The sequence below is a fragment of the Rhodopseudomonas sp. P1 genome (assembly GCF_039642825.1).
GTDB classification, from domain to species: Bacteria; Pseudomonadota; Alphaproteobacteria; order Rhizobiales; family Xanthobacteraceae; genus Rhodopseudomonas; species Rhodopseudomonas palustris_H.
Window position 1 is genome coordinate 1,807,393 of record NZ_CP088006.1, and the last position, 13,548, is coordinate 1,820,940.

Genomic DNA, 13,548 nt, shown 5'->3' on the forward strand with positions numbered 1-13,548 from the left:
GGCGGCACCCCCGCCGGTCTTCGTTGTCGGGCGGCCGTTACATCGTGCCGGGGAACGCGCCGCCGTCGAGCAGCAGGTTCTGGCCGGTGATGTAGCCGGCGTGGACGCTGCAGAGGAATGCACAGGCGGCGCCGAATTCGTCCGGCGTGCCGAAGCGTCCTGCCGGGTTTTCGTTCTTCCGCGCTTCCAGGATCTGCTCTGCCGGCTTGCCGGACGCCTTGGCCTGGCCGGCCGCGACGCCGCGCAGCCGATCGGTGTCGAACGGGCCGGGCAGCAGCGCGTTGATGGTCACGTTGTGGCGGACGGTCTTGCGCGACAGGCCGGCGACGAAACCGGTCAGGCCTGAGCGCGCGCCGTTCGACAGGCCGAGCACATCGATCGGTGCCTTCACGGCGGCCGAGGTGATGTTGACGATGCGGCCGAACTTCCGTTCGATCATCTTGTCGACCGTCGCCTTGATCAGCTCGATCGGCGTCAGCATGTTGGCGTCGAGCGCCTTGATCCAGTCGTCGCGGGTCCAGTTACGGAAATCGCCGGGCGGCGGGCCGCCGGCATTGTTGATCAGGATGTCCGGCTCCGGGCAGGCCGCCAGCGCGGCGGCGCGGCCTTCCGGCGTGGTGATGTCGCCGGCGACCTCGATGATCTCGACATCGGGATAGGCCTTGCGCAGCTCCGCTGCAGCCTGCGCCAGCGCTTCGGCGCCGCGTGCAGTCATCGTCACATGCACCCCTTCGGCGGCGAGCGCCGCAGCGCAGCCGCGGCCCAGTCCCTTGCTCGATGCGCACACCAGCGCGCGGCGACCCTTGATTCCCAGATCCACGTTTCACTCCCGGATGCATGGCGATGTCGATGCGGCCGGCACTCTAGCCATCCCGGTCCGGCATGGTAAGGGGAGGGCAACGCATAACGCATCAACGGGAAACGCGGCATGGATCAACTGTTCGACGTCAGCAACGAAGTCATTCTGGTCACCGGCGCATCGCAAGGGCTGGGCCGGCAATTCGCGCGTGTGCTCGCCGCGCGCGGCGCCGCGATCGTGCTGGCTGCGCGACAGATCGACAAGTTGCAGAGCCTGGAACAGGAGATCAAGGACGGCGGCGGCCGCGCCGTCGCGGTGCGCATGGATGTCACCGATCTCGGCGGGATGGCCGCGGCGCTCGATCAGGCCGAGGCCGCGATCGGACCGATCACCGTGCTGATCAACAATGCCGGCGTCGCCACTGAGAAACTCGCGGTCGACACCAGCGAGGCGGATTGGGACAAGGTGATCGGCGCCAATCTGAAAGGCGCTTACTTCCTCGCCACCGAAGTCGCGCGCCGGATGATCGCGCGGCAGCAGGGTGGCAACATCGTCAACATCGCCTCGGTGCTCGGCCAGAGCGTGCTGAAATTCGTCTCGCCCTACGCGATCTCCAAGGCCGGCATCATCCAGGCCACCAAGGCGATGGCGCTGGAGCTCGCAAGCTCCCGCATCCGTGTCAACGCGCTGGCGCCGGGCTACATCGACACCGACATCAATCGCGAGCTGTGGTCGACGCCGGCCGGCGAGAAACTGCTCAAGAGCATCCCACAACGCCGCATTGGCCACGAGTCCGACCTCGACGGCGCCATCCTGCTGCTCGCCTCCAACGCCTCGCGCTACATGACCGGCAGCGTCGTCACGGTGGATGGCGGGTTCTTGCTGGGGTAAGGGGATTCTTTCGCAGCGTGCTCTCTTTCTTGCTGTCTCGTTCGTCATGCCGGGATCGCGCTGCGCGCTACGCGGAATGACGATGCAAGCCCGGCATCGTCGTCTGTCCGCACGTCGTCGACATCAAGCCGTGGGAGCCTCTCGCTGCATCGCGACTCGCCGCCGCGACAATCCAGCGCGCGTCGCCGGGATGACTCAGGTGCGCCGTGGCGGTATTCAAGGCCCAATCAATCACGCGCGATCTTTTGATCCATGGTTCAGCAAGCGTCCGACGCTATCATTTGATCCGACCGCTCGGACCCACCGCAGCCGGCTTTGTACGTTGTAGTACTTTGTGGCCGTCGGATCGTCTCTCGGTGCAATCGCAATTGTATCTTGCTTGCAACGACTGAGACTTTTTACCGTCGATTGCTTTCGCCTCGCTCTACCGTGACCTAGTAGTTTTACGAGGTCGGTGGAGTTGGAATCTAGTGGCGTACAAGCGAACACGGTCGGCTGACATCCAGGTGTTGCTGGCAGGTGGCAGTCGGATCGGTGCACGGAGCATTGCGGCGCTGAGTGCGGCGCTGTTGCGCGCGATCACAGTCGTCATGACACTGGCGGTCCCGGCGATGGCCGACGGCGGTGCCGGCGGACAAGGCGGCGACCCCTCTGCCGCCGGCGGGATCGGCGGTTCTGGCTTTGGCGGGGCGAGCGGTGGCAACTCGGGACCGAGCACGACCGCGGGATCGGGCGGCGGCGGCGGTGGTGCGGCCGGCGGCGGAAACGGTGGCTCCAGCGGCAATACAGCCAGTGTCGGAGGTGCCGCGGGCGGCACCTCGCCGGGGCAAGACGGCAGCAATGGCACGACGGCGTCCTCTCCCAGCGGAGGTGGAGGAGGCGCCGGCGGTAACAACGGCGGCGAGGTCAATGCCCCCTACACAAATACCGCAACTTCCACCGGCCAAAAGGGTGGCAAAGGCGGTGACGGCGGGGCAGGCACAGATTCAGGCTCCACCGGGGGTGGTGGCGGCGGCGGCGGCTCCGGGGGCGTCGGTTTCGTCTTTTCGGACAGCAGTTCCTTCACCAATTTCAACGTGACGATTCAAGGCGGTGCCGGCGGCACTGGCGGTGCCGGAGGATCTGCGGCTGCAGCAAACGGCAATGGCGGCGCGGGCGGAGACGGCGGGACCGGCCTTCTATTGACCTCACCGGGGGCGACGGTCACCAACCGCGGCGCCATCAAAGGTGGCAATGGTGGCGTCGCAGGCGCAGCAGGCGCCGGTACGGGCACCGCCGGGGCGGCGGGGGCGGCTGGCGCGGGAGGGGCTGGGATCGTCGGCTCCGGCCTGACCATTATAAACTCCATGTCGATTCAGGGCGGCCTCGCCGGCGATGGCACAACGCGAGCCAACTCGATTACATTTACGGGCGGCGACAATACGCTGACGTTCATGAACGCAGGGGCGGGCCTTTTCGGTGCGATCGGTCTCGCGACCAGCAGCACCACCCTCACGTTCGCACAGTCGGCCAACTCGATCCTCGACCAGATGATCACAGGAGCGGGCTCCGTCACAAAGACGGGCTCTGGCGTGCTGACGCTCAGCGGCCTCAACACCTACACGGGCGGCACCACCATCTCGGCCGGCACACTACAGCTCGGCACCGGAAGTAACACGGGATCGATTACCGGCGATGTCATCAATAACGCTTCGCTGGTGTTCAATCGCTCAGGTACGTACGCCTTCGGCGGCGCCATCTCCGGCACGGGGGGAGTGAGCAAAGCCGGCATCGGAACGGTTGTCCTGACCGGCACCAACACCTACAGCGGTGGCACCACCATTTCGGCTGGAATACTGCAGATCGGCAACGGCGGCTCCACCGGATCGATCGCCGGCGATGTTATCAATCGCGCCTCGCTGGTGTTCAATCGCTTAGGTACGTACACATTCGGCGGCGCTATCTCGGGTACGGGATCAGTACGTAAGACCGGCGCCGGCGTAACGATCCTGACTGGCGCCAATACTTATACTGGCGTGACCACTATTTCGTCCGGTGTGCTGCAGATCGGCGATGGCGGTACGGCCGGATCGATCACTGGCCAGGTGAGCAACAACAGCGAGCTGTGGTTCAATCGTTCGGATGCCTACACGTTCGGCGGCGTCATCTCGGGTGGGGGAAGTGTGAGCCAGCTCGGTCCAGGGACCACGGTCCTCACGGGCAACAGCAACTACACGGGCGGCACAACCATTTCGAATGGCACGCTGCAGATCGGCGACGGTGGCACCACCGGAAGTATCGCCAATAACGTCACTAACAACGGAACATTGGCGTTCAATCGCTCCAATGCTCTCACCTTCTTCGGTTTGATCTCCGGCACCGGCGCGGTTGCCCAACTTGGATCCGGCAACCTGACGCTGTCGAGGGCGAACACCTATACTGGCGGAACGACGATCAGCGGCGGCACTGTCACAGTCGGCAACAACAGCGCCTTGGGCGCTGGCGATGTGAAAATGACGCAGGGCGCGTCGTTGGCGTTCGGCAATGCCGACTACACCATCGCCAACAATTTTGTGGTCAGCGGCACCTCCATTTTCGATATCCGGACTGGCACCATCCAAACCATTACGGGCGCTGTCTCCGACGGAGACACTGCAGGCATCATCGAAAAGAACGGCGGTGGCAAGCTGATCCTAAATGGGCGCAATTCCTTTTCGGGCGGCACTATCATCAACGCCGGAACGCTGCAGCTGGCGAACAGCAACATGCTGTCGGCGACCACCGCGGCGACGGTCGCTTCAGGGACCACACTCGATCTTGGCGGCTTCGATCAAACGATTGGTTCGTTGGCGGGAGGCGGATCGGTCGCGCTCGGTGCGGCGATGCTCACGACGGGGGCGGACAACAGCTCGACGAATTATTCCGGAATGATGTCGGGGACCGGGGGACTGACCAAGCAGGGGACCGGAAACCTTATTCTCTCCGGCACCAATGAGTACACCGGGCCGACGACGATCAATGCCGGCACATTGTCGGTGAACGGGTCGATCGCTTCGGCGGTGACAGCGGCGAGCGGCGGCAGGCTCGGCGGCTCCGGCAGCGTCGGTTCCACGACGATTGCATCAGGCGGGACGCTGGCGCCCGGCAATTCGATCGGGACCCTCACGATCAACGGCGATCTGAGCTTTGCGGCCGGCTCGAGCTATGCAGTCGAGGTCTCGCCGACGGCGTCGGATCGAACCAATGTCACGGGCCGTGCCACGCTGGCCGGCACCGTGCAGGCGAGCTATGCGAGCGGGAGCTACATTTCCAAGCGCTACACCATCGTCAATGCGGGCGGCGGTGTTGCCGGCACATTCGGTGCGCTTGTCGATACCAATCTGCCTGCCAACTTCACATCGGCGCTGGCCTACGATGCCAACAATGCCTACCTCAATCTGGCGTTGGCGTTCGTTCCTCCCACTGCGCCGGACTACGGCAATGGATTGAGCCGAAATCAACAGCAGGTCGCTGGTGTGCTCGTCAATTCGTTCAACGTCGCCGGCGGGATTCCGACGACGCTGGGTACTTTGAAGCCGGACGGGCTGAGCCAGGTTTCCGGCGAAGCCGGGGCCGCGCTGCAGCAGTCGTTGTTCGGCTCCGCCGATCTGTTCATGCGCAGCGTGTTCAGCAATGCACTCGACCCGGTGGACGGCTCCGCTGGGCGGGAGTGCGCGGCGCCTGGGTCCCAAGCCGGACCGCGCGACGCGTGCGCGGCACTGCCTCCCGCGGCCGCCTCGGCGTCGCGCTGGAGCGTCTGGGGCGTGGGATACGGCGGCACGCTGCGCGTCGGTGGCGATGCGTCCACCGGCTCGCACGACACCACCAGCCGGGTCGCCGGTGCGGCCGCGGGCGCAAGCTATCAGTTGTCGCCGCAGGCCCGCGTCGGTTTGGCGCTGGGCGGTTCCGGTTCGAGCTTCAGCCTCGCGCAAGGCCTCGGCTCCGGCAGCTCCGACAATTTCAACGCCGCGCTCTACGGTCGCTATCAGATCGGGCCGTCATATCTGGCGGCGGCGCTCGGCTATGTGTGGCAGGACGCCACTGTCGATCGGACAGTGACCGTTGCCGGCGGTGAGGCGCTGCGCGCCCGGATGCATCCGCAGGCTCTGACGGCGCGAGTCGAGGGCGGTCAGCGCCTCCAGGTCAGCGGCATCGGCGTCACGCCTTATGCCGCGCTGCAGACCACCACAATGTTCCTGCCGACCTTTGGCGAGACGGGCACGAGTGTGTTCGCGCTGGATTACGCCGGGCGCCAGCCGACGGTGACGCGCAGCGAACTCGGTGCCCGTTTCGACGACGAGGTCTTCATCGATGGGCGGCCGCTGGCGTTGAGAGCGCGGGCCGCCTGGGCACACGGCTGGAACACGGATTGGCAGGCGGCCGCCACGTTGCGGCAAATTCCGGCCGCGCAGTTCAACGTGTATGGCGTTGCGCTACCTGGCGACTCCGTTCAGGTTTCGCTGGGAGCCTGCCTGGGACTCGGTCGTGGCTGGACCGTGTCGGCGGCATTTGACGGTGAGTTCTGGAAGCACGCCGACAGCTACGCCGGCCGCGCACTCGTCAGCTACCAGTGGTGACAATTGCGTAGAGAGCGGATTGAACGACTGCGCGGGCGAAGTCTGATGTGCGACGTCCACCTCATCGAGCCGTCGGACGCAATCCAAATACGGTCGCTCCGGCGCACCTTGCGGTGCGTACGGAAGCGTCGGCTTGACGTGATCGCGGACGACGTCAGTTCGCCCGCATCTCCTCGCGGATCATGTCGGCGGCCTTCTCGCCGATCATGATGGTGGGAGCGTTGGTGTTGCCGCCGATCAACGTCGGCATCACCGAGGCGTCGACGATGCGCAAGGCCCCGATGCCATGGACCTTGAGCCGGGGATCGACCACCGCCGTCGGATCGCTGCCCATCTTGCAGGTGCCGACCGGGTGATACACGGTGTCGACGCGGGCGCGCAGAATGGCGCGGATATCGTCGTCGGTGCGGACGTTGGCGGTAAACAGATCCTTCTGCTGCAGCGCGCGTAGCGCCGGCGTCTCCATCAGCCGCTGCGTGGTCTTGTAGCCCGCCACCATGGTTTCGAGGTCCTCAGGATCGCCGAGGAAGTTCGGATCAATCCGCGGCGGTGCCAAGGGATCGGCGCTGCTCAGCCCGACGCTGCCGAGGCTCTTCGGACGCAGCAGGCAGAAATGGCAGGAGAAGCCCGTGCCCCAGTGTCGCTTGCGGCCGTGATCGTCGACCATCGCCATGCCGAAGTGCAGCTGGATGTCCGGCACGTCGAGGTCGGGCCGGGTCTTCAGGAAGCCGCCGCATTCGGCGAAGTTGGTGGTCAGCGGTCCGCGTCCCTCGCGGCGATACTGACCGATCGTCGAAAGCAGGCGCGCGATGCCGGTGAAGCTGGTGCCGGTGAAATACGGGCTGTCCGACTGATAGGCGAAGATGAAGTCCGGGTGATCCTGCAGGTTTTGGCCGACACCCGGCAGATGGTGCACGACGTCGATGCCATGGGCCTTCAGCGCCGCGGCATCGCCGATGCCGGACAGCATCAGCAACTGTGGCGACTGAAACGCACCGGAGGCGAGGATGACTTCGCGGCGCGCGCGAATCTCGCGGATCTGGTCGTTCTGCCGATAGGCGACGCCGACCGCGCGTCCGCCTTCGACCAGAATCCGGGTCGCCTGCGCCTCGGTCTCGACACGGAGATTGCGGCGCGTGCCGATGTGCGGATGCACGTAGGCCCGTGCGGCGCTCCAGCGCTCGCCATTGTGTTGGGTGAGCTGATACAGGCCGAGGCCTTCCTGCTCCTCGCCGTTGAAATCGTCGCGGATGCGGAATTGCGCCTCGCGCGCCGCCTGCAGGAAGATCTCGTGCGCCGGATTATCGGTGCGCAGCCGGTTGACGTGGAGCGGGCCGCTCTGGCCGTGATAGGCGCCGTTGAAGTCGGAGTTGTTCTCCGAGCGTTTGAAATAGGGCAGCACGTCGGCGTAGGACCAGCCGGCGTTGCCGAGTTCGGCCCAATGATCGTAGTCCCATTTGTGGCCGCGGATGTAGACCATGGCGTTGATCGCCGACGAGCCGCCGAGCCCTTTGCCGCGCGGCTGATAGCCGATCCGGCCGTTGAGGCCTGGCTGCGGCACCGTCTCGAAGTGCCAATTGTTGAGCTTGCTCGGCACCATCAGCGATAGCGCATAAGGCGTCTTCACCACCCAATTGTCGGCCGTGCCGCCGGCTTCGAGCAGAGCCACGGACGTGTTGGTGTCTTCCGACAGCCGTCCAGCTACGGCGCAGCCGCCAGAGCCGCCGCCGACCACGACGAAATCAACTGTTTCGCTCACGAGCGTTTCCCTCCGGGATATTGTTTTGTTGATTGCCGCCGGCATCTTCGGCCGTGCGGGTCGTCTCTTGTTACGACATCAGGCGCAGCACCTTCGACAGCCGCGCGATCTTGGCGCCGTAAGGCGGATACAGATCGGCGAAGCGGTTGTAGGGCGAGCGATAGAAGATCGGCTTCATCTTAGTGAAGGTGTTGAAGCCCCATTCGCCGTGATAGGCGCCGGTGCCCGAAGCGCCGACGCCGCCCATCGGCTGGTTGGCTTGGGCGAAATGCACCAGACAGTCGTTGATGGTGACGCCGCCCGAGACGGTCCGCTCCAGCACCTGGTCGCGCGCGGCTTCATCAGTGCCGAACCAATACAGCGCCAGCGGCCGGTCGCGGCCGTTGATGAAACTGATCGGCTCGGTCGGCTCGCTGTAACCGAGGATCGGCAGCAGCGGACCGAAGATCTCCTCCTGCATGATCTTCATCTCGGGCGTTGCGCCGAGCACGAGGGTCGGCGGGAATTTGCGCTTGCCGGCCCACGCCGCATCATCCGCGCTTGCGGGTTGCAGCAGCCGTGCGCCGCGTGCGACGGCATCGTCGACCAAACTCTTCAGCCGCGCGTAGTGATGCTCGGCGATGATCGAGGTGTAGTCCGGATTGGCTGGGTCTGTGCCCCACATCTGCTGCATCGCGCCCCAGATCTTGCCGGCGAGCGCTTCGACCCGGTCCTGCGGCGCCAGCACGTAGTCGGGCGCGATGCAGGTCTGTCCGGCGTTCATCAGCTTGGCATAGGCGATCCGCGGCGCCACCTCGTCGAGATCGGCGGAGCGGTCGACGATGGTCGGCGACTTGCCGCCGAGCTCGAGCGTGACCGGGGTGAGGTTCTTGCCCGCCTCCGCCGCGACGATGCGGCCGACACGGGTCGAACCCGTGAACATCAGATGATCGAATGGCAGCCGAGCGAACGCCTCGGCGACGCCGGGCTCGATCCCGGTCACCATCATCTCGCTCGTATCGAACTTCGCCGCGACGGTCTCCTGCAGCAATGCGGCGAAGTGGGGCGACAGTTCGCTCGGCTTGATCATCACCCGGTTGCCGGCGGCGATCGCGCCGATCGCCGGCGCGACGGTGAGCTGCAGGGGATAATTCCACGGCGCAATCACCCCGACCACGCCGAGCGGCTGCGGCAACAGCCGGTTCTTGCCGGGCAGGAATTGAAGCTGGGTCGACACCTTGCGCGGGGCCATCCAGCGCTTGAGATGCCGCGAGGTGTGCTTGATGTCGCCGAGCAGGCTGAGCGTCTCGGCGATCAGCGTCTCGGTCGAGCTGCGGTGACCGAAATCGGCAGAGATCGCCTGCTCGAATCGTTTCTCGTTGTCCTTGATCAGCGCGCGCAGCCGCGCGAGCCGGTCCTGACGCTGCTCCAGCGTCGGCGGCGGCGCAGCACGGGAAATTTCGAACATACGATGAAAGCTGTCGTGGAGCGCATTGCCCCCGAAACCGCCGACTGGCTGGTCCATCTTTCGCTCCCTTCGATGCCCAATTGCTTGGTTACGGGCTGATTTTGCCAAATTCTCGCAGGGGAAGAGGATTCCGGCAACCACACCTGGTTCCGTTCGTCATATAATCTTGAAAATCTTCTCCCAAATCCGCCCTTGGGGCTTTGCAAATCCCCCCGGTGTTGGTAGACACCCCTCGCGCCCCGGGCATTCGCCCCGGGCACCTTCTCAGGAAGCCTCCGGGAGGATCGATCAGCGCCTTTGGGCGTTGATGGTCATCGGTTTTCTGAAAGCCGCGCAAAGGTTTAACGCGGGGTGGAGCAGCCCGGTAGCTCGTCAGGCTCATAACCTGAAGGTCATAGGTTCAAATCCTATCCCCGCAACCAAATTACGCCGTCAGGTCCACAGGATCTGGCGGCGTTTTTTGTTTCGGCTGCACGGTTGTTTCGTTACCCGGCGATCTGATCTAACAGGTGCAACATCGGCCGTCCGCGGTGAGCATTGCGCTTGCGACGTCCGCGGCGGCTTGGACATCGAACGTGAAATCGCTCGGCATCATCTTTCTGTTGGCTTTGGCTGTGTTCGCCTATGGCCTGTATTCGGACATCACGCTGACGCGCTGTGCGCGCGGGACGATCACGGCTGCGCTTGGCCTGTGCTCGGGCAGCGACTGACCTCGGCCGTTCGCAACCGATCGGGTTTGCGGACGTAACTCATCGGCATCAATCGAGGAGGGCCGGGCGGCATGAGTGCGGGCGATAGCGGCGGGTTCTACCAGAGTGTCGCGGTGTTTCGCGGCTTCCGCAGCCTGATGGATCCTGCTCTCTACGCGCCGCTGCCGGACGATTGGACCGTCGGCGTCGCCGACATCGTCGATTCCACCCGCGCGATCGCCGAGCGGCGCTACAAGTCGGTCAACATGGCTGGCGCGGCCGTGATCGCTGCGGTGACCAACGCGCTTCAAGAGCGCGAATTCCCGTTCGTGTTCGGCGGCGATGGCGCCGGATTTGCGGTGGCACCGGCTGATTTGTCCGCCGCCCGCGATGCGCTGGCCGCGACCGCTGCCTGGGTGCGCGACGAACTCGGCCTGACGATGCGGATCGCGCTGGTGCCGGTCGCGGCGATCCGCGCCAAGGGGCTCGAGGTTCGCGTCGCCCGTTTCGCGCCATCGCCGCACGTCAGCTACGCGATGTTCGCCGGTGGCGGTCTCGGCTGGGCGGAAGCTGCGATGAAGCGCGGCGAGTTTTCGATTCCGCCGGCGCCGCCCGGCACCGCGCCGGACCTCTCCGGCCTGTCGTGCCGGTTCGAGGAAATGCCGGCGCGGCGCGGCTTGATTCTGTCGGTGCTGATCATGCCGACGGCGCAGGCCGATCCAGCGGCATTCCGCATTTTGATCGAAGACATCGTGTCGCTGATCGAGCGCAGCCCGGAGGCGGGCAGGCCGGTGCCGAGTGAGGGCCCGCGGCTGCGCTGGCCGCCGCAGGGCTTCGAGCTGGAAGCGCGCGCCGAGCGCGGCGGATCGCTGACGCTGCGCCGCGCGGCGCTGTTGGTTCAGACGCTGTTCAGCTATCTGATCATGCGGCTCGGCATCAACGTGCACGGTTTCGTGCCGCGCGCTTACTTGACCGAGCTGGTCGAGAACTCAGACTTCCGTAAATACGACGACGGACTGCGCATGGTGGTCGACTGCGCGCCGGAGCTCGCCGACGCGCTGGAGCAGAAGCTGGCCACGGCGGCGGCCGCAGGTGTTGCGCGCTATGGCGTGTCGCGGCAGCAGTCGGCGATGGTGACGTGTTTTACGCCGTCGGTGACGCGCAGCGATCACGTCCACTTCATCGACGGGGCGGGCGGGGGCTATGCGTCCGCCGCCCTGGCTTTGAAGGGGATGCCCGAAAAGGCGATCGCTTAGCGCGTCAGCGTCCAGGTTTCGCCGCCGCACAGGGTGCCGACGCAGCCTTCGACCCGCAGGCTGCTCGGGCCGGTGTGCGAGATGCTGCTCTCATAGGTCTTGCCGTCGTCGGCATTGTAGATGTGGCCGCTCCATTTGCCCTGCGACACCGGGCGCATGTCGCCGAAGATCTGCAGGCCGATGATCGGCCGCGAGGCGAGCTGCGGATCGGCGTTCTTGTCGTCGACCTGGGGCTTGCCGGTGTTCGGATCGATCGGTGTCTTCAGCCAGACGATGCTCCCGCACAGCGCGTTGCCGCAGCTCTTGATCCGGACCTTGGCGTCGCCCGCCTGAGTCAACCAGGTGCCCTGCGGCCCGGCCGATTGGGCGATCGCCCCTGCGGGGGACAGCGACACCAGGGCAACCAGGGCAGCAGCGACGAAACCGGACCGAACGGCCATTCCATACCTCCAAACGATACTCGCGGGAGCCGCGAACAGCATTCAGAAGCAGTGCGGCGGGCGGTTGGATAGCAGAGCGTCCGATTCGTGCAATCGTGTGACCCTTGCTGCACGCTGGGGATAATTCCGATTCATTTGACCCAGCGTGTCAGGTAGATCGCGGCGGCGCTGCCGAGGCCGTACACCACCATCGCCAGAGCCACCATCGCGAACATCGCCGATGCCGGCGCCCCGAAGGCGACCAGCGCCCATCCGCCGAGGGCCACCAGCACCAGTCTACCCGTCGCGGCGAGCACCGGTCCGCCAACCTTGGCGGCACCCTGGCTAGCGAAATACAGCGTCACGCCGAGGCCGAAGAAGCCGAAGCCCGGGCCGGCGAAGCGGAAGTAGGTATGCGCAGCGTCGGTGACGGCCGGGTCGGCTGTGAACAGCGACACCCAGAGCGCCGGCCAGATCGCCAGCACGACGCCGACCAGTCCGACGATCAGAGCGGATACGACCCCTGCAGTCCACGCCACCCGCCGCGCCCGGGCGATATCACCGGCGCCGATCGCCATCCCGACCATCGGGATCGAGGCGACGCCAACCGCGAACGCGATCGGGATCAGCAGGAATTCCAAGCGCGAGCCGATGCCATAGCCGGCGAGCGTGGTGGTGCCGTAGCTGGCCAGCACCTTCGTGAAGATCAGGATCGTCAACACCGACTGCAGCGGCGCGAGACAGGCGAGCGCGCCGACCTTCAGGATGTCGACGAAGATCGGGCGTTGGAAGCTGAATGCGCGCAGTTGCAGCCGCAGCCGACTGCGGCCGCTGGCGAGATAGATCAGCAGGAACAGCGCGCCGATCGTGAAAGCGATCGCTTGGCCGGAGGCGACGCCAGGCATGCCGAGCCGCGGCATTCCGAACAGACCAAGGCCGAGCGCGCCGCCGATCACCACCTGCAAAGCCGCGACGCCGAGCAGGGCGCCCGCCGGCAGGACCATGTCGCCAGTGCCGCGCAGGATCGAGGCGAGGGTATTCACCAGCCAGATCGATACGGCACCTGAGAACAGAACGACCGAGTAGCTGCAGGCCTGCTCCAGCACCTCGCCGCGTCCGCCGAGCAGCGCGAACAGGGATCGGCCGAACAGCTGCATCACCAGCGTGAACAACAGTCCGCCGCCGATCCCGATCAGGATCGCGTGGAGCGCCAGCACGCCGGCCCGGTGTGTATCACCGGCGCCGAGGGCGCGGCTGATCGCTGATGAGATACCGCCGCCCATGGCGCCGGCCGACATCATCTGCGTCAGCATCGCGAACGGAAACACCAAAGCGATCGCCGCCAGAGGTTCGGTGCCGAGCCGGCCGATATAAGACGTCTCGGCCACAGCCACCAACGCCGTGCCGAGCATCGCAATGGTGTTGGGGATCGCCAGCCGCACCAGCGTCGGCAGGATCGGAGCGGTCAGCAGCCGGTTCGGTGGCGGAGCGGACAGTGGCGTGTCGGCTGGTGCCTCGATGGTCATGCGGTCGCTCCCCGGATGCCGCCTCGCGATTGATGGCGGTCTTTTGTATGATGATTAACATACAATAAGCGGAAGGTGCTGTCCGGCACAAGCGGCGGGGCATTGCAGGGTACGCGGGCGCGACGGCGTTTCGTGCAGGGCTCCGGAGCGGCGGCCTGGCCGCGGCA

Annotated in this window: 9 protein-coding genes and 1 tRNA gene; 5 read left to right on the forward strand and 5 right to left on the reverse strand. The window is 65.5% G+C overall.

All coding sequences use genetic code 11. The annotated features are described in order from the left end of the window. Window positions 1-37: 37 nt before the first annotated feature. Window positions 38-820: an SDR family oxidoreductase gene (locus LRC39_RS08435; RefSeq protein ID WP_012495252.1), complete on the reverse strand. Its 783-nt coding sequence runs from the start codon at window positions 818-820 to the stop codon at window positions 38-40. A gap of 108 nt (window positions 821-928) precedes the next feature. Here LRC39_RS08435 and LRC39_RS08440 point away from each other — a divergent pair, with 108 nt between their 5' ends. Together LRC39_RS08440 and LRC39_RS08445 are read left to right on the forward strand one after the other, a co-directional pair. Then, window positions 929-1,690 carry an SDR family oxidoreductase gene (locus tag LRC39_RS08440; protein ID WP_346296936.1) on the forward strand — a complete coding sequence of 254 codons (762 nt, stop codon included), beginning with the start codon at window positions 929-931 and terminating at the stop codon, window positions 1,688-1,690. Window positions 1,691-2,160: 470 nt separating this feature from the next. Then, window positions 2,161-6,285, forward strand: coding sequence for an autotransporter-associated beta strand repeat-containing protein (locus tag LRC39_RS08445; protein WP_346296937.1), 4,125 nt, complete (start codon window positions 2,161-2,163; stop codon window positions 6,283-6,285). A gap of 154 nt (window positions 6,286-6,439) precedes the next feature. Here the strand turns inward: LRC39_RS08445 and LRC39_RS08450 are convergent, their stop codons facing one another. Both LRC39_RS08450 and LRC39_RS08455 read right to left on the reverse strand, forming a co-directional pair. Further along, the gene (locus LRC39_RS08450) at window positions 6,440-8,044 is read right to left on the reverse strand and encodes a GMC family oxidoreductase (RefSeq protein ID WP_346296938.1); all 1,605 of its coding nucleotides are present in this window, start codon (window positions 8,042-8,044) and stop codon (window positions 6,440-6,442) included. 70 nt (window positions 8,045-8,114) lie between these two features. After that, the gene (locus LRC39_RS08455) at window positions 8,115-9,548 is read right to left on the reverse strand and encodes a coniferyl aldehyde dehydrogenase (RefSeq protein WP_346296939.1); all 1,434 of its coding nucleotides are present in this window, start codon (window positions 9,546-9,548) and stop codon (window positions 8,115-8,117) included. Between the two features lie 288 nt (window positions 9,549-9,836). On the opposite strand from LRC39_RS08455, the gene LRC39_RS08460 reads away from it, so the two are divergent. The 3 genes from LRC39_RS08460 to LRC39_RS08470 all read left to right on the forward strand — a co-directional run bounded on the left by LRC39_RS08460 (window position 9,837) and on the right by LRC39_RS08470 (window position 11,436). Continuing rightward, window positions 9,837-9,913: transfer RNA gene (locus LRC39_RS08460), tRNA-Met, on the forward strand. A 153-nt stretch (window positions 9,914-10,066) separates the two neighbouring features. After that, complete coding sequence (locus tag LRC39_RS08465; protein ID WP_013503510.1) at window positions 10,067-10,201, forward strand: hypothetical protein; 135 nt, start codon at window positions 10,067-10,069, stop codon at window positions 10,199-10,201. A 71-nt stretch (window positions 10,202-10,272) separates the two neighbouring features. Continuing rightward, entirely contained in the window at window positions 10,273-11,436 is a 1,164-nt protein-coding gene (locus tag LRC39_RS08470) for a DUF3095 domain-containing protein (RefSeq protein ID WP_346296940.1), read from the forward strand. Here LRC39_RS08470 and LRC39_RS08475 read toward each other — a convergent pair. Further along, complete coding sequence (locus LRC39_RS08475; RefSeq protein ID WP_107354866.1) at window positions 11,433-11,876, reverse strand: DUF2147 domain-containing protein; 444 nt, start codon at window positions 11,874-11,876, stop codon at window positions 11,433-11,435. The genes LRC39_RS08470 and LRC39_RS08475 overlap by 4 nt on opposite strands. A gap of 131 nt (window positions 11,877-12,007) precedes the next feature. Beyond that, on the reverse strand, window positions 12,008-13,381 hold the full coding sequence (locus LRC39_RS08480; RefSeq protein ID WP_346296941.1) for an MATE family efflux transporter: 1,374 nt from the start codon (window positions 13,379-13,381) through the stop codon (window positions 12,008-12,010). Window positions 13,382-13,548: the final 167 nt, after the last annotated feature.